The organism is Rhodopseudomonas boonkerdii, from assembly GCF_021184025.1.
Lineage (GTDB): Bacteria > Pseudomonadota > Alphaproteobacteria > Rhizobiales > Xanthobacteraceae > Tardiphaga > Tardiphaga boonkerdii.
Genome location: NZ_CP036537.1, coordinates 190,186 through 206,163, shown reverse-complemented (window position 1 = coordinate 206,163; position 15,978 = coordinate 190,186). Strand labels below are relative to the sequence as shown.

Genomic DNA, 15,978 nt, shown 5'->3' with positions numbered 1-15,978 from the left:
CTTGGCGCGGAGCCTTTTCGGCCATCCCTTGCGAATGGCTACGCCATTCGCAAGGGAGACGCCGCTGCGCGGCTCCTCAGGATGAGGGACGGAGGATCGAGATCCTGAGCTGAACGGGCATTGTTCCGAGCAAAAGCAGTCGAAAAGCGCTCCAGATCGCTTGATGAGGCAGACTCTCTCTGAGGAGCGGCCGTAGGCCGCGTCTCGAAGGATGGATGCGGCGCGCCCACAACTCATGGTTCGAGACGGCGCGGTCAGCGGCGCAATTGCACCGCTGGGCCTCCTGACCATGAGGCGGGAGTTGCTGGCGACGACCCCCGTCATCGCCACATTGTCCTTGCATGCGACAATCTGTTCGGCCAAAGCTCGGCCGCTTTTGCCATGGGGGACCTGATGGGCGCGCATGAGAGTATGGAGCACGCGGAGCATGCCGAGCATGCGTCCGGCTCGAACAAGAAGATCGCACTGCTGATTTCGCTGCTGGCGCTGTTTCTGGCGTTCTCGGAAACGCTCGGCAAGGGCGCGCAGACCGAATCGATCAGCAAGAATGTCGAGGCTTCGAATCTGTGGGCCTTCTTCCAGGCCAAGAGCGTCCGCCGTACCGTGGTGCAGGCGACCTCGGAACACGCCAAACTCAGCCTGGGCCTGATGGGCGACGATGCCGCGAAGGCGGCGCTGGCCAAGCAGATCGATGACTGGAACAAGACGGCGCAACGTTACCGCAACGAGCCGGAAACCGGTGAAGGCTCCGAACAGCTCGCCGCGCGCGCGAAGCATGCGGAGCATGAGCGCGATCTCGCAATGGCGCGTTATCATCACTACGAAGTGGCTTCAGCTGCCTTCCAGATCGGAATCGTGCTCGCCTCGGCAACGATCATTACAGGCATGCTCGCGCTGGCCTGGGTCGCGGGCGCGCTCGGTCTCGTCGGCCTCGGCTTTACCGCCATCGGCCTGTTCGCGCCGCATGCCGTGCATCTGATGTGACAAAAAAGGAATGCGCGGCGATGTTCAGGTGTCGCGGCGGCGCTCGAACACCTCTCCCTGGTAGGGGAGAGGTGAAAAGGGAGCGCTACCTTCTGCACAACTCGATCACCGCTTCCGCAAACTCCTGGGGCTTTTCTTGCGGGACATTGTGCCCGGCTCCCGCGATGACGCGGCGCTCATAATGGCCGGTAAAGTGTCGGCCGTGATTCTCCGATGCCTTGACCGGACCCACGCCGTCGTCTTCTCCATGCAGCACAATGGTCGGCACATCGATCCTCGGCTGCGCAGCGAGCCGGTCCTCGACAAAATCATAGGCGGGATCGCCGGCCACACTGGCGGTGCGGTGCATGTAGGATTGCACGACCACATCGACGAAATCCTCATTGTCGAATGAGGATGCCGAGCGCGCGAAAGTCGCATCGTCGAAATCCCAGGAGGGTGACCACATCTTCCACAGCAGCTTGCTGATACCGGCGTGGTTCTGCGTCAGGCCGTTCCGGCCGCGTTCGGTGTGGAAGTAGTATTGATACCACTGCCGCACTTCCTGTTCCGGTTCGTAAGGCCGGGTGGCGTTGGTGAGATCCTGGATATTGTAGCCGGTGCAACTGACGAGGCCATGCACGCGCTCGGGCCATAGCGCCGAGACGATGCAGGCCGCGCGGCCGCCCCAGTCGTAGCCCGCGACGACCGCTTTTTCGATCCGCAGCGCGTCCATGAAATCGAGCAGGTCCTGCCCGAGCGCGGCTTGCTGTCCGGAGCGGATCGTCTCCTTCGACAGGAAACGCGTTGGTCCATAACCGCGCAGATAGGGCACGATGGTGCGAAAGCCGGCGTCGTTGATCAGCGCCGCAGCATCGTCATAGCTACGGATGTCATACGGAAAGCCATGCAGAAGGATCGCTGGGAGACCGTCGCTCGGGCCACTCTGTTCATAGGCGAGATCGAGAAGAGGAGTTCGGATACGTGCGAGTTCAGCCAAATCCGCTCTCCTGTTTGCCTAGCGCGTCGAGTGAACGCGGTTGCGAAGACGCTGCGCGAAGCGCAGCCACCGCGATGATCGGCCGCGTAGTGCGGCGATCTTTGCCTTGATGCGCGACATTACCGGTGCGACGAAATCATGCGCCCGCTGTTTCATATTGACGAGGAATATGAAGAACGCGCGAAACCAGCCGATCTGCAGCAGTTTGTCACGCGTGACATCGAAGGAGAAGGCCAGCACGCCCATTCCGACGAATTTGGAAGCGACGATCAGAACAATCGCGCTGATCCACAGATGGTGCGTGAGCAGATAGACTTCGGCGAATTTCAGCGGCACCAGTAGCAAAGTCACCGGGACGACGAAGATGAGCAGCGAAGGATAGGGTGACAATCCCGCGACCTTCGCCGCGCACCATGCCTTGAAGGCGCGCAGCGGAATGACGGCGACGACGCGCGCAACGACCGGCTCAAGGTGATCCCACAGCCATGCTTCGATCAGGAAGATCGAAGCGAGCAGGAACCAGAACGGCTGCAACGCGCGGCGCATCATCAGCGAAATCTCCATGTCGGCACAAGGCCGACGGGAGCCTCACATATGGATGGCACGCTTGCCCACTGCAAGCGCCGCTTCCTTGACCGCTTCCGAGCGGGTCGGATGCGCGTGGCAGGTACGGGCCAGGTCCTCGGCGGAACCGCCGAATTCCATCAGTACGCAGGCTTCGTGGATCATCTCGCCAACTTCGCGGCCGATCATGTGCACGCCGAGCACGCGATCGGTTTTGGCGTCGGCCAGAATCTTCACGAAACCGTCGGTGGTCTGGTTGACCTTCGAGCGGCCATTGGCCGTAAACGGGAACTTGCCGACAGTGTAGTTCACACCAGCGGCCTTGAGTTCTTCCTCGGTCTTGCCGACCGCGGCGACCTCGGGCGTGGTGTAGACGACGCCCGGGATCACGTCATAGTTCACGTGACCGGCCTGGCCGGCCAGGATCTCGGCAACCGCCACGCCTTCGTCTTCCGCCTTGTGTGCGAGCATCGGACCGGCAACCACGTCACCGATGGCATAGACGCCCTTCACATTGGTGGCGAAGTGATGGTCGATCTTGATGCGGCCGCGCTCGTCCAGCGCAACGCCGGCTTCCTGCAGGCCGAGACCGGCGGTGTAGGGCGTGCGGCCGATGGCCACGAGAATGACGTCGGCTTCGAGCGATTCAGCAGCGCCGCCAGCGGCGGGCTCGATATTCGCCTTGAGCGTCTTGCCCGACGAGTCAACACCGGTCACCTTGGCGCCGAGCTTGAAGGTCATGCCCTGCTTCTCCAGCATGCGCTGGAACTGTTTTGCGACTTCGCCGTCCATGCCGGGCAGGATGCGATCGAGGAATTCAACGACAGTCACCTGCGCGCCGAGCCGGCGCCACACCGAGCCGAGTTCGAGGCCGATCACACCGGCGCCGACCACGATCAGTTTTTCCGGAACCTTCTCGAGCGAGAGCGCGCCCGTGGAGGAGACGATACGCTTCTCGTCGATCGCGATGCCCTTCAGATTGGCGACAGCCGAACCCGAAGCAATCACGATGTTCTTGGTCTCCAGCGTCTGGGCCTTGCCGTCAGCGCCGGTGACTTCAACTTTGCCGGTGCCGAGCACTTTGCCGGTGCCGGAGACGACATCGATCTTGTTCTTCTTCATCAGGAATTCGACGCCCTTGACGTTGCCGTCGATGCCCTGCTGCTTGAAGTTCATCATCGCTGGCATATCGAGGGCTGGCGCCGCGACCTTGATGCCCATCTTGGCAAAGGAGTGGCCGGCTTCCTCGAAAAGCTCGGACGCGTGCAGCAGCGCCTTCGACGGCATGCAGCCGACATTGAGACAGGTGCCACCCAGCGTGCTGTTCTTCTCGACCACGGCCACCTTCATGCCGAGCTGCGCTGCGCGGATCGCGCAAACATAGCCTCCGGGGCCGGTGCCGATGACGACGAGATCGTAAGTAGCCATGATGAAGTCCTGTGGTGCTTGGGATTGAATTGGATGTGGGGTGTTAACGGCCACCCGACACGTCGAGAATGGATGACGTGATGTAGGAGGCATCGCCGGACAGCAGCCAGACGATCGCATTGGCGATTTCATCTGCGGTGCCGACACGTTTCATCGGTACATGGACAGCGAGACGATGCGCACGATCGGGCTCGCCGCCGCTGGCGTGGATCTCGGTGTCGATCAGGCCGGGACGAAGGCCGACGACACGGATGCCTTCGGCGGCGACTTCCTGGCTGAGACCGACGGTGAAGGTATCTATGGCGCCTTTCGACGCCGCATAATCGACGTAAGTATTGGCCGAGCCCAGTTTTGCAGCGACCGATGACAGATTGACGATGACGCCGCCTTTGCCGCCATGCCTGGTGGACATGCGCTTCACCGCCTCGCGGGCGCAGAGGAAGCTGCCGGTGACATTCACCGCCATCATGCGGGTGATGCGTTCGGCGGTCATGTCCTCGACACGGATGCTGGGGCCGACGATGCCGGCATTGTTCACCAGCGCGCCGAGCGGACCGAAGGCATCGGCAGCCTTGAACAGGGCGAGGATGTCGGCCTCCGAGCCGACATCGCATTTCACGGCGATGGACTTGCCGTTTCCGGCTTCGATCTGCGCAACGACCTCGTCGGCCGCCGTCTTGTTGCTGGCGTAGGCGACCACGACCTTGAAGCCCTGAGCAGCCGCCTTGAGCGCTGTCGCGCGGCCGATGCCACGGCTTCCGCCGGTGATGATGACGACGCTGTCTTGACTAGCAGTCATGAGCACCAGCCCTTTGTCTCCGTCATGCCCGGGCTTGTCCCGGTCATCCACGTCTCAGCTGTCGATGAAGGAAGCAAGGCGTCATGGCCAGGACAAACCCGGCCATGACGATGTTCTACTTACAGATCCAGAACGAGACGTGCCGGATCTTCCAGGCTCTCCTTGACGCGCACGAGGAACGTCACCGCTTCCTTGCCGTCGATCACGCGGTGATCGTAGCTGAGCGCCAGATACATCATCGGACGGATCTCGATCTTGCCGCCGACCACGACCGGACGCTCCTGGATCTTGTGCATGCCGAGGATGCCGGCCTGCGGGGCGTTCAGGATCGGGGTCGACATCAGCGAGCCGTAGATGCCGCCATTGGTGATGGTGAAGGTGCCGCCCTGCATCTCGTCGATCTTGAGCTGGCCGTCACGGGCGCGCTTGCCGAAGTCGGCGATGTCGCGCTCGATCTGGGAGATCGACTTCGAGTCGCATTCGCGCACGACCGGGACCACGAGGCCCTTGTCGGTGCCGACGGCAACGCCGATGTGGTAGTAGTTCTTGTAGATGATGTCGCTGCCGTCGATCTCCGCATTGACGGCAGGGATGTCCTTCAGCGCCTGCACGCAGGCCTTGGTGAAGAAGCCCATGAAGCCGAGCTTGTTGCCGTGCTTCTTCTCGAACACGTCCTTATACTGCGTGCGCAGCGCCATCACCGCGGTCATGTCGACCTCGTTGAAGGTGGTGAGCATCGCAGCGGTGTTCTGCACGTCCTTGAGGCGGCGGGCGATGGTCTGACGCAGGCGCGTCATCTTCACGCGCTCTTCGCGGGCAGCATCGTCAGCCGGAGAAGCGGCGCGCACTTGCACGGCAGCGGCTGGCTGGTTCACCGGGGTCGGCGACGAGGCCGCCTTTTCGATGGCGGCGAGCATGTCGCCCTTGGTCACGCGCCCATCCTTGCCCGAACCGGCGACACCGGCGGCGTCGACGCCGCTCTCAGCCGAGAGCTTGCGCACCGACGGAGCGAGCGGGGTATCAGCCGCGAGAGTCTTCGACGGTGCTGCAGCGGCGGCGGCCGGCGCAGCAGCCGGAGCAGCTTCGGCCTTCGGCGCGGCAGCAGCCGGTTTGGCGCCACCAGCGCCGTCGGTGATCTGACCGAGCAGCGCGCCGACGGCGACGGTTTCGCCATCCTTGGCGACGATTTCGCTGAGCGTACCGGCCGACGGCGCCGGCACTTCGATGGTGACCTTGTCGGTCTCGAGTTCAACCAACGGCTCGTCGACGGCGACGGCATCGCCGGGCTTCTTGAACCAGCGGCCGATGGTGGCTTCGGTCACGGACTCGCCGAGCGTGGGAACGCGAATGTCAGTCATGGTCTGCTTCCTGTTGCGGCCGGACGATCCGATCCGAAAGTTTTGGGATCGATCAGGCCTGAAAGAGGTCGAAGTGTAGATTTCAAATAAGACGGGTGCGCGAATGCCCCGCGCGAAGCGGGGCATTGCAGTGACGGTGAATGCTTAGCCCAGCGCTTCGTCGAGGAACGCCTTGAGCTGAGCGAGATGCTTGGACATCAGGCCGGTGGCCGTCGCGGCCGAGGCGGCGCGGCCGGCGTAACGCGGACGCTTGTGTGTGGCGTTGATCTGGTTGAGCACCCATTCCAGATAGGGCTCGATGAAGTGCCAGCCGCCCATATTGCGCGGCTCTTCCTGGCACCAGACGAACTCTGCGCCCTTGAACCGGGTCAGTTCCTGTACCAGCGTCTTCAGCGGCACCGGATAGAGCTGCTCGATACGCAGCAGGTAGATGTCGTCGATGCCGCGCTTCTCGCGCTCTTCGAAAAGATCATAATAGACCTTGCCGGAGCACAGCACGACGCGGCGGATCTTGTTGTCCGGCTGCAGCTTCTCGGCATCGTCGAACAGCACGCGGTGGAACGAGGTACCCGCACCGAGTTCGTCGAGCTTCGACACGGCACGCTTGTGGCGCAGCAGCGACTTCGGCGTCATCACGATCAGCGGCTTGCGGATCTCGCGCTTGAGCTGACGGCGCAGCATATGGAAGTAATTCGCCGGGGTCGTCGGGTTGACCACCTGCATGTTGTCTTCCGCGCACATCTGCAGGAAGCGCTCGAGGCGTGCAGAGGAGTGCTCGGGTCCCTGGCCTTCATAGCCGTGCGGCAGAAGGCAGACGAGGCCCGACATGCGTAGCCACTTACGCTCGCCCGAGGAGATGAACTGGTCGAACACGACCTGCGCGCCATTGGCGAAATCACCGAACTGCGCTTCCCATAGGGTCAACGTGTTCGGCTCGGCGAGGGAGTAGCCATATTCGAAGCCGAGCACGGCTTCTTCCGACAGCAGCGAATTGATAACCTCGTAGCGACCCTGCTTCTCGCCGAGATGGTTGAACGGCGTGTAGCGGCTCTCGTCTTCCTGGTCGAACCAGACCGAGTGACGCTGCGAGAACGTGCCGCGCTCGGAGTCCTGGCCGGACAGGCGGATGTGGTGGCCTTCTTCCATCAGCGAGCAGAAGGCAAGTGCTTCGCCAGTGGCCCAGTCGATGCCTTCGCCTGATGCGATCGCCTTGGCGCGTGCGTCGAGGAAACGCTGCACGGTGCGGTGGATGCGGAAGCCATCCGGCACCTTGGTGATCTGGGTGCCGATCGCCTTCAGCGTCGCGACATCGACGCCGGTGACACCGCGGCGCGGCTCTTCGTCCTCATGGGCGATCTTGAGGCCGGCCCACTTGCCGTCGAGCCAGTCGGCCTTATTCGGCTTGTAGCTGGTGCCGGCTTCAAGCTCGGTATCGAGCTTGGCGCGCCAGTCGGCCTTCGCCTTGTCGAAATCGGCCTGGGTCAGCACGTTCTCGGCGATCAGGCGCTTGGCATACATATCGACGGTCGACTGATGCGCGCCGATCTTCTTGTACATCACCGGTTGGGTGAATGCCGGCTCGTCGCCTTCGTTGTGGCCGTGGCGGCGATAGCAGAACATGTCGATGACGACAGGCTTGTGGAACTTCTGACGGAATTCCACGGCGATCTTGGCCGCGAACACGACAGCTTCCGGATCGTCGCCGTTCACGTGGAAGATCGGCGCGTCGATCATCTTGGCGACGTCGGACGGATAGGGCGACGAACGCGAGTAACGCGGATAGGTGGTGAAGCCGATCTGGTTGTTGACGATGAAGTGGATCGAACCGCCGGTGCGATAGCCCTTCAGGTCCGACAGCGCGAAACATTCCGCCACGACGCCCTGGCCTGCGAAGGCTGCGTCGCCATGCATGAGCAGCGGCAGCACCGAGACGCGCATGTCCGGCGGATCGCCGTGCTGATCCTGCTTGGCGCGAACCTTGCCGAGCACCACGGGATCGACGATTTCGAGATGCGACGGGTTGGCGGTCAGCGACAGATGGATCTTGTTCTGGTCGAATTCGCGGTCCGACGATGCGCCGAGGTGATACTTCACGTCGCCTGAGCCCTCGACTTCGTCGGGATTCGCCGAGCCACCCTTGAACTCATGGAACAGGGCGCGGTGCGGCTTGCCCATGACCTGGGTCAGCACGTTGAGGCGGCCGCGATGCGGCATGCCCAGCACGATTTCCTTCACGCCGAGGCTTCCGCCGCGCTTGATGATTTGTTCAAGTGCGGGGATCAGCGATTCGCCACCGTCGAGGCCGAAGCGCTTGGTGCCGGTGAACTTGACGTCGCAGAACTTCTCGAAGCCATCGGCTTCGATCAGCTTCATCAGAATGGCGCGGCGACCTTCCGGCGTGAACGAGATTTCCTTGTCCGGCCCTTCGATGCGTTCCTGGATCCAGGCCTTCTGCGCCGGATTGGAGATGTGCATGAACTCGACGCCGAGCGTCTGGCAATAGGTGCGCTGGAGGATCGCGGTGATCTCGCGGAGCGTGCCGTATTCGAGGCCGATGACGTTATCGATGAAGATCTTGCGGTCGAGATCGGCGTCGGTGAAGCCGTAGGACTTCGGATCGAGTTCTTCGTGATCCTTGACACCTTCGATGCCGAGCGGATCGAGATTGGCGTGGAAGTGGCCGCGCATGCGGTAGGCGCGGATCAGCATCAGGGCGCGGACCGAATCGCGTGTCGCCTGAATCAGATCGCCGACCGGAACCTGCTCGCCCTTCTCGGCTTTGGCGGCGAGCTTGGCGCCGATGGCCTTCTCGACCTTGGCCCAGTTGCCGTCCAGAGCATGGGTCAGATCGTCATTTGGCGTCACCGGCCAGTTTGATTTTTCCCAGGACGGACCGGCGGCATTCTTCCGTACGTCCGCGGACGTGTCCTTCAGACTCTTGAAGAACTCCTGCCACTCGGCATCCACCGAGGAGGGGTCCTTTTCGAAGCGGGCATAGAGGTCGTCGATGTAAGTAGCGTTGGCGCCCTGGAGGAATGAAGAGAGGGCAAAAGCGGCGTTCGCGTCCTGGCGAGACATTGTGGCGTCCTGAATTTTCTAGTCGCGCGGAAGTTCGGGCGAGGGGTTTGGCCTTGTACGGACCCAACCTGGTGCGGCGACCTTCTAACCTATCTAGTTTGAAAGTTCGCCTTAAAAACACGAAGAACTGAATAATTCGTCAATTCTTTGTGTTCTGCGGTTTTGTCGATTAAATCTCAACTATTCGACGACACTAAGGTCTTCTTTCGCCAATGCAGCAGCGCCGCCCTGGAGAACGACCGTTCTCTTGCGCTTTGATCTGGCGGGGCCGCAGGCGCCGTCGAGCAGGGCGGCCGCGGCTTGGGCCGCAGCGTCGGCCACATCGGGGTCGCGCGTCACCATCGCGGCGACAATTGCGCCGTCCATCAGCAGGCCGATCTGGTGCGCCAGCGCATCCGGCCGGGATGCGCCCGCGGCGTGTGCGAGTTCGCTTATGTGTTTGAGAACAAATGTCTTATGCTGAATTGTGAGGTCGCGGAGCCGGGTCTCGTCCTTCGGGTGTTCGCCCACGGCGTTGATGAAAACGCAGCCCGTATAGCTGTCCTCGCCAAACCATCTTTTCAGCGCCGGGAAGATGGCATCGAGCTTCTCCCGGGGGGTGGCAGGCGCTGCGATCGCCGCGAGAAACCAGGCACGCCAGCTCCTGCCTTCGGTCTCGAGCACGGCTTCGACCAGATCTCCCTTTGATTTGAAGATCTTGTACAGCGTGGTCTTGGCTGTCCCGGCCTCGGCCACGATGGCGTCGATGCCGGTGGCGTTGATGCCGTTCTTGCAGAACAGCCGCGTCGCCGCGTCCATCAGCCGGTCGCGCGGCGTGGCCCTTTCGGTGTCTTGAGGCGTCGGATCGGTCATTACCGCGTCAATATGACATGCGCGAACGCCGGCGCAAGCGAGCGTCCGGCGCCGTGATCAAGATTCGAGCGTTTGGCTGATGAATCGGCGCCACTGACTGCGGCTTAGGCGGTAACGGATCGGGGTGCTCTCCCATAACTCCTTGAAATCATTCGGTGTGGCATGGGCGGACTGCGATGGCATGCATCCTGCAAAGATACAGACCGTTCTGTATTTTTATCAAGGAGACGTCCATGACCGCTGTTGCCGCCAAAACCGTCCTGACCGGCTGCCTCGCACCGATCGACAAGGGCGGACTCGAACAGCTGATCGCCAACGGGAAGGCCAATCCGAACGTCATCAAGACGCTGAAGTGCAAGACCGTCGCCGAAGGCAAATTCCGCCACGCCAACTACATCCGCAGTCTGCCGCCCTACATCGTCGATGAGCCGCCGGCATTACTCGGCGACGACACCGCGCCGAATCCGTCGGAAGCCTCGTTAGCTGCGCTCGGTTCCTGCCTCGCCGTCGGCCTGCACGCCAATGCGGTGCATCGGGGCTGGATCGTCAACAAGCTCGAACTGCAGCTCGAAGGCGATCTCAACATCACTGCCGTGTGGGGCACCGGCGATGTCAGCGAAAAGCCGGTCGGCTTCACCGATGTGCGCGTCAAGGTCGACATGGAATGCGAAGGCATTCCGCAATCGGAAGTCGATGCGTTGATCACCCATGTGAAGAAGTGGTCACCCGTCGCCAACACGTTCACCCGTCCGGTCAATCTCGAAGTGTCCGCGTAACGTCACGTCGTCATCAACCCCGTCATTGCGAAGCGAAGCGGTCCAGTCTTTTCGGAAGCAGGTTCTGGATTGCTTCGTCGCTAACGCTCCGCGCAATGACGAACGATGGTGCTTCCACATTGCGGAGATCGCGATGACTGCATCGGCTGCGTTGTTGAAAGAGTCTGTTGTCGGCGATGTCGAACCGCTCGCCGATCGCATCGGCGCCGTCGCGCGGCGTGAGCTGACGCCAATCGCGCTGGAGATCGACGAAGGCACGATCTATCCCGATCGGGCGCTGCGCCATCTCGGCGATGCGGGCGCATGGTCGGCTCACGCCGATCTGCGCGACACGATCGCTGGCATCTCCGTCATCGGCGAGACCTGCGGCTCCACAGCCTTCATGGCGTGGTGCCAGAACACACTGGTCTGGTACATTCTCAACTCCGAGAATGCCGTGCTGAAAGCGAAGTATCTAAGCGCCGCCGCCAGCGGCAGGACGCTCGGCGGCACCGGACTTTCCAACCCGATGAAGAGCTTCTTCGGCATCGAGAAGCTGAAGTTAAAGGGAAAACGCACCGAAGGCGGATACATCATACGCGGCGCGCTGCCATGGGTCTCCAATCTCGGACCTGGCCATCTGTTCGGCACGATCTTCGAGATCGAGGAGACCGGCGAGAAAGTGATGTTCATCGCCGACTGTGCGGATGAGAACCTCTCGCTGACATCATGCAAGCCGTTCCTCGCCATGGATGGGACCGGTACATATGCGGTGCAATTCCGCGATACCTTCATTCCCGATGACCACGTGCTCGCCGCACCGGCGATGCCCTTCGTAAAGAAGATCCGAGCCGGCTTCATCCTGATGCAGATGGGCATGGCGCACGGATTGCTCCGCGACTGCGTCGCCATCATGGAGAGCGTGAAACCCTCGCTTGCCCACGTCAATTGCTTCCTGCCGCAGCAGCCTGAGGATTTTGCCGGCATGCTGGCGAAGATGGAGGCTGAGACGATGATGCTCGCCGCGACGCCATACGAGACGGGTAACGACTACTGGCGTGCCGTGGTCGATCTGCGCTTGCGTGCGGGCGACGCGGCGGTCGCCGCCGCCCATGCCGCGATGCTGCATTGTGGTGCGCGCGGCTATCTCAAATCTCATCGCGCGCAGCGGCGCCTGCGCGAGGCCTATTTCGTGGCGATCGTCACTCCCGCGACCAAACAGCTCCGCAAGATGCTCGCGGACAATGCCCGCGAACAGCAAGGAGGTAACGCCCATTGACTTAGGTCGGGGCAATACACCGACGGCTCTTCTACAGACGGTTCAACAACGATGTTCAACATGAGTGGAGGCTAAAATGGCAGACGTTCTCATTTCCGCAGACGACCTCGCGACCTTCATGAAGCATGAGCCGTGTGTCATCATCGACACGCGCAATCCCGATGCTTATGCGGCCGGGCACATCCCTGGCGCCGTCAATCTCCATGAGATTTTTACGTTCCTCGCTACTTCGACACCTGAAGGCATGGACGAACTGAAGAAAAAATTTGCCGAAGCTTTCGGCGGCGCCGGCCTGTCCGGTGCAGAAACCGCGGTGATCTACGAGCAGTCAATGAATTCCGGCTTCGGCCAATCGTGCCGCGGTTACTTCCTGCTCGAATTCCTCGGCTACCCCAAGATCAAAGTGCTGCATGGCGGCTTCGATGCCTGGATGATGAAGGGACTGCCCACCACGGTGGATGTTCCGACGCCCAAGCCTGCATCCTTCGCGATCAAGCCGGAGGCCGGCTCGATCCTGATCGATGCGGCGACGATGCAGGCCGCCCTTGGTAATCCGTCGATTGCGCTTCTCGACGTGCGCGATGTCGATGAATGGATCGGCGAAAGCTCGTCGCCCTATGGTAAGGATTTCTGCCCGCGCATGGGCCGCATTCCGGGCGCGGTCTGGATCGAGTGGTACCGCATGATGAAGCCGACCGCCGAGGGACCGCGCTTCAAGTCAAAGAACGAGATTCTCGCCGAATGCGCCACGGTGGGCATCACGCCGGCCACGACGGTCTATCTCTACTGCTTCAAGGGGGCACGGGCCTCGAACACGTTCCTGGCGCTGAAGAATGCCGGCGTCGCCGATGTGAGGATGTATTTCGGCTCGTGGAACGAATGGAGCCGTGATCCGAAATATCCGATCGAGGAGGGCTTGCCGGTGGTCGGCGAGAAACAGGCGGTGGCGGCGTAGGTCGATTAGCGGTCATTCCGGGGCGCGCTTTTGCGCGCACCCGGAATCCCGCGATTTTCTGTCGTTACAGAATCAGTCCGCCATCCACGACCAGGCTTTGCCCGACGATATAGGACGACAGCGGCGATGCCAGAAACAGCGCAGCGCCCGCCATGTCCGCGGGCGTGCCCAATCGCTGCAATGGAATTTTTGCCAGCGCGCCTTCCAGCCGCTTGGGATTGTCCGTTGTTACCTTGGTGAGCTTGGTATCGACCAGCCCCGGCGCAATGCCGTTGACGCGGATACCGTCTTCCGCCCAGGCCACACCCAGCGTGCGCACGAGACCGACAGCGCCGGTCTTTGATGCGTTGTAGGAGGGATTGCCCTTGGTGGCATGGAAGGCCGCGGTGGAGGAGACGATGATCACCGTGCCGCCGCTCGCCTTCAGCATCGGGTGGAATCTCGCGCTGCAGGCCATCAGGCTCATCAGATTGACTTCCATCACTTTGCGAAACCCCTCCATGGCGAACTCGGCGCGCTTGTAGAGCACGGTTCCCTGCGCCAGCACGAGAACATCGAGCTTGGTGAAAGCGGGTTTGATTGCCTCAATCTCTGCAGAACTACTCACATCGAGCTTGCCATAGTGAAGGCCAGTGAGATCCGAGCCCTCCTCGCCCTTGTAGTCAGCAGCGCTGGCGCGCGTTCCGTAGACATGGACTTCGGCACCTTTGTTGCGAAATCCATGGGCAATGCCATTTCCGATGCCGCTTGATCCCCCGACCACGAGGACGGTCTTGCCGCTAAAATCCAGCTCGTTCATGTCGCGTTCCCTCGTATATTGCGAGACTAGGTCGATCGCTTAAAGCAATTGACCTAATCTGAGCCTTGTGACAGCGTTGTCAATATGACGGAGGCGAGCACCAGGGATTTGCTGAAGATCGCGGCGCGGCGCCTGTTCGCGTTGCGCGGCTATGACGGCGTCAGCGTGCGCGACATCGTGCTCGCTGCGGGACAGCGGAATTCCGGCTCGCTCCACTATTATTTTGGCAGTAAGGACGAACTTGCGCGGGAGCTTGTCGCCGATGGCGCGAAGCTGATCGACAATCGCCGCAATGCGATGCTGGATGCGATCGAGGCCCGCGGTGGTCCGCGAAATCTGCGCGAGATTATCGAATGCCTGGTGTGGCCATCGACCGATCTTGCGGGCGACGGTAGTCTGCCGCCGCAGGAAGACACTTACATCCGCTTCATCACCATGTTGCAGATGAGTCATCGGCAGATGTTCATGGATGCTCTGGAGGGCAAATGGGCCTCCGGCTATGAACGAGCGCTTGCTCATCTGCGTGCATTCATGGCCGAGATCGATCCCGACCTCGTCAATCAGCGGCTGATGCTGATGTCGCTCTACCTACGCGCGGCGATGTCGTCGCGCGAGGCAGCGCTGGAAGGCGGCGCCTCCCATCGCGTCTGGAGCGCTGAGGCGACCATGGAGAATCTCATTGACACCATCGAAGGCATGTTGAGACCGAAGCCTTCGAAGGCCACGCTACAGGCCTTGGCCCGACGTATTCGCCGTCGTGCGCCGGTGAAGCGTGGTCGCAGCAATGAACACGGAGACGATTTGCAAGCGATCTGATGTTTCTGCAACGGCACGCAACAAAGATTGCGGCCAAATACAAGGGGAGATACGCCATGACCATACGTGTCGCTCTCGCGGCAGCCGGCGCATTGCTGATGGCCGCCAACCATCCCGCCATCGCCCAGAATAAATATGGGCCTGGCGTCACCGACAAAGAGATCAAGATCGGGCAGACCATGCCCTATAGCGGCCCGGCTTCGGCCTATGGCACGCAGGGACGTATCGAAGAAGCCTATTACGAGATGGTCAACGCCAAAGGCGGCGTGAACGGACGCAAGATCAAGCTGATCTCGCTGGACGACGCTTACTCACCGCCGAAGACGGTAGAGCAGACACGCCGGTTGGTTGAGCAGGACGAGGTGCTGGCGATCATCGGCACGATAGGCACGCCGACCAATTCGGCGATCCAGAAATATCTCAACCAGAAAAAAGTGCCGCAGCTGTTCATCTCGACGGGGGCTGCGAAGTGGGATGATCCCAAGAACTTTCCTTGGACCACCCAGCTCTATCCGCCGTATCAGATGGAGGGCATGATCTTCGCAAAGTATCTGCTGAAGAACAGGCCCAACGCGAAGCTCGGTGTTTTCTCGCAGAATGACGATGCCGGCAAGGACTATATAAAAGGATTGAAGGATGGTCTCGGCGACAAGGCCAAGACCATGATCGTCAAGGAGGTGACTTATGAAGTCTCCGACCCGACGGTGGATTCGCAGGTGGTTGCGCTGAAGGCGTCGGGCGCCGATACGCTGTTCACCATGGCGACGCCGAAATTCGGCGCTCAGGCAATTCGCAAGGTGCATGAGCTTGGTTGGAAGCCGCTGAACTTCGTGGTCAGCGTGTCGTCCTCCATCAAGGGCGTGATGGAGCCGGCGGGCAGCGAGGCCTCCACAGGCGTGCTGACTGCGCTGGCCTTCAAGGGGCCCACAGATCCGAGCTGGGACAATGCGCCCGACATGAAGGAGTTCAAGGAATTCATCGCCAAATGGTATCCACGCGACGACATCGCCGATGGCAGCAATGTGACCGGCTATATCTCGGCCTATATGACCGTGAAGATCATCGAGATGTGCGGCAACGATCTTACGCGCGAAAACCTGCTGAAGCAGGCAACCAATCTCAACAAAGTCGTCGCCCCGCTGCTATTGCCCGGCATCTCGATCTCCACGCGGCCCGATCGCTACGCGCCCTACACGCAAATGCAGATCGCGCGTTTCGACGGCAAGACCTGGGTGCCGGAGGGCGAGGTGTTCAATACGGATGCGGTGGGGCAGTGAGACAACAACGTGCGCCAATCTCGTCGCCCGGCTTGACTGGGCGACCCAGTAAACT

14 protein-coding genes are annotated in these 15,978 nt (G+C 61.2%); 6 read left to right on the top strand and 8 right to left on the bottom strand.

Annotated features, from left to right (window positions below; all coding sequences use genetic code 11):
- Positions 1–393: 393 nt before the first annotated feature.
- The gene (locus E0H22_RS00935; protein WP_233023914.1) at positions 394–984 is read left to right on the top strand and encodes a DUF4337 domain-containing protein; all 591 of its coding nucleotides are present in this window, start codon (positions 394–396) and stop codon (positions 982–984) included.
- A gap of 85 nt (positions 985–1,069) precedes the next feature.
- On the opposite strand, the gene E0H22_RS00930 is transcribed toward E0H22_RS00935, so the two are convergent.
- From E0H22_RS00930 to E0H22_RS00900, 7 genes are all read right to left on the bottom strand, one after another.
- Positions 1,070–1,963, bottom strand: a complete 894-nt coding sequence (locus E0H22_RS00930; RefSeq protein WP_233023913.1) for an alpha/beta fold hydrolase — start codon at positions 1,961–1,963, stop codon at positions 1,070–1,072.
- 18 nt (positions 1,964–1,981) lie between these two features.
- Entirely contained in the window at positions 1,982–2,512 is a 531-nt protein-coding gene (locus E0H22_RS00925) for a hypothetical protein (protein WP_233023912.1), read from the bottom strand.
- 39 nt (positions 2,513–2,551) lie between these two features.
- Complete coding sequence (gene lpdA / locus E0H22_RS00920) at positions 2,552–3,955, bottom strand: dihydrolipoyl dehydrogenase (protein WP_233023911.1); 1,404 nt, start codon at positions 3,953–3,955, stop codon at positions 2,552–2,554.
- A gap of 43 nt (positions 3,956–3,998) precedes the next feature.
- Entirely contained in the window at positions 3,999–4,754 is a 756-nt protein-coding gene (locus E0H22_RS00915; RefSeq protein ID WP_233023910.1) for an SDR family oxidoreductase, read from the bottom strand.
- 119 nt (positions 4,755–4,873) lie between these two features.
- Entirely contained in the window at positions 4,874–6,112 is a 1,239-nt protein-coding gene (gene odhB / locus E0H22_RS00910; RefSeq protein WP_233023909.1) for a 2-oxoglutarate dehydrogenase complex dihydrolipoyllysine-residue succinyltransferase, read from the bottom strand.
- Positions 6,113–6,256: 144 nt separating this feature from the next.
- Positions 6,257–9,190: a 2-oxoglutarate dehydrogenase E1 component gene (locus E0H22_RS00905; RefSeq protein WP_233023908.1), complete on the bottom strand. Its 2,934-nt coding sequence runs from the start codon at positions 9,188–9,190 to the stop codon at positions 6,257–6,259.
- A gap of 180 nt (positions 9,191–9,370) precedes the next feature.
- A complete protein-coding gene (locus E0H22_RS00900; protein ID WP_233023907.1) occupies positions 9,371–10,042 on the bottom strand; it encodes a TetR/AcrR family transcriptional regulator in 672 nt (223 codons plus the stop codon).
- Positions 10,043–10,275: 233 nt separating this feature from the next.
- Here E0H22_RS00900 and E0H22_RS00895 point away from each other — a divergent pair, with 233 nt between their 5' ends.
- The 3 genes from E0H22_RS00895 to E0H22_RS00885 all read left to right on the top strand — a co-directional run bounded on the left by E0H22_RS00895 (position 10,276) and on the right by E0H22_RS00885 (position 13,031).
- Positions 10,276–10,818, top strand: a complete 543-nt coding sequence (locus tag E0H22_RS00895) for an OsmC family protein (RefSeq protein WP_233023906.1) — start codon at positions 10,276–10,278, stop codon at positions 10,816–10,818.
- A gap of 133 nt (positions 10,819–10,951) precedes the next feature.
- Positions 10,952–12,076 (top strand): acyl-CoA dehydrogenase family protein, encoded by a 1,125-nt coding sequence (locus E0H22_RS00890; RefSeq protein ID WP_233023905.1) that lies wholly within the window; start codon positions 10,952–10,954, stop codon positions 12,074–12,076.
- 76 nt (positions 12,077–12,152) lie between these two features.
- A complete protein-coding gene (locus tag E0H22_RS00885; RefSeq protein WP_233023904.1) occupies positions 12,153–13,031 on the top strand; it encodes a sulfurtransferase in 879 nt (292 codons plus the stop codon).
- 64 nt (positions 13,032–13,095) lie between these two features.
- Here the strand turns inward: E0H22_RS00885 and E0H22_RS00880 are convergent, their stop codons facing one another.
- Positions 13,096–13,830 (bottom strand): SDR family NAD(P)-dependent oxidoreductase, encoded by a 735-nt coding sequence (locus tag E0H22_RS00880; protein ID WP_233023903.1) that lies wholly within the window; start codon positions 13,828–13,830, stop codon positions 13,096–13,098.
- An 84-nt stretch (positions 13,831–13,914) separates the two neighbouring features.
- Here E0H22_RS00880 and E0H22_RS00875 point away from each other — a divergent pair, with 84 nt between their 5' ends.
- On the top strand, positions 13,915–14,646 hold the full coding sequence (locus tag E0H22_RS00875) for a TetR/AcrR family transcriptional regulator (protein WP_233023902.1): 732 nt from the start codon (positions 13,915–13,917) through the stop codon (positions 14,644–14,646).
- Positions 14,647–14,702: 56 nt separating this feature from the next.
- Positions 14,703–15,923 (top strand): ABC transporter substrate-binding protein, encoded by a 1,221-nt coding sequence (locus E0H22_RS00870; RefSeq protein WP_233023901.1) that lies wholly within the window; start codon positions 14,703–14,705, stop codon positions 15,921–15,923.
- Positions 15,924–15,978: the final 55 nt, after the last annotated feature.

What these genes read in the sequence shown, in the direction of transcription:
- E0H22_RS00935 (WP_233023914.1), top strand. Translation starts at nt 394, where the DNA reads ATGGGCGCGCATGAGAGTATGGAGCACGCGGAGCATGCCGAGCATGCG.
- E0H22_RS00925 (WP_233023912.1), bottom strand. Translation starts at nt 2,512, where the DNA reads ATGATGCGCCGCGCGTTGCAGCCGTTCTGGTTCCTGCTCGCTTCGATC.
- lpdA (WP_233023911.1), bottom strand. Translation starts at nt 3,955, where the DNA reads ATGGCTACTTACGATCTCGTCGTCATCGGCACCGGCCCCGGAGGCTAT.
- E0H22_RS00915 (WP_233023910.1), bottom strand. Translation starts at nt 4,754, where the DNA reads ATGACTGCTAGTCAAGACAGCGTCGTCATCATCACCGGCGGAAGCCGT.
- odhB (WP_233023909.1), bottom strand. Translation starts at nt 6,112, where the DNA reads ATGACTGACATTCGCGTTCCCACGCTCGGCGAGTCCGTGACCGAAGCC.
- E0H22_RS00905 (WP_233023908.1), bottom strand. Translation starts at nt 9,190, where the DNA reads ATGTCTCGCCAGGACGCGAACGCCGCTTTTGCCCTCTCTTCATTCCTC.
- E0H22_RS00900 (WP_233023907.1), bottom strand. Translation starts at nt 10,042, where the DNA reads ATGACCGATCCGACGCCTCAAGACACCGAAAGGGCCACGCCGCGCGAC.
- E0H22_RS00895 (WP_233023906.1), top strand. Translation starts at nt 10,276, where the DNA reads ATGACCGCTGTTGCCGCCAAAACCGTCCTGACCGGCTGCCTCGCACCG.
- E0H22_RS00890 (WP_233023905.1), top strand. Translation starts at nt 10,952, where the DNA reads ATGACTGCATCGGCTGCGTTGTTGAAAGAGTCTGTTGTCGGCGATGTC.
- E0H22_RS00885 (WP_233023904.1), top strand. Translation starts at nt 12,153, where the DNA reads ATGGCAGACGTTCTCATTTCCGCAGACGACCTCGCGACCTTCATGAAG.
- E0H22_RS00880 (WP_233023903.1), bottom strand. Translation starts at nt 13,830, where the DNA reads ATGAACGAGCTGGATTTTAGCGGCAAGACCGTCCTCGTGGTCGGGGGA.
- E0H22_RS00875 (WP_233023902.1), top strand. Translation starts at nt 13,915, where the DNA reads ATGACGGAGGCGAGCACCAGGGATTTGCTGAAGATCGCGGCGCGGCGC.
- E0H22_RS00870 (WP_233023901.1), top strand. Translation starts at nt 14,703, where the DNA reads ATGACCATACGTGTCGCTCTCGCGGCAGCCGGCGCATTGCTGATGGCC.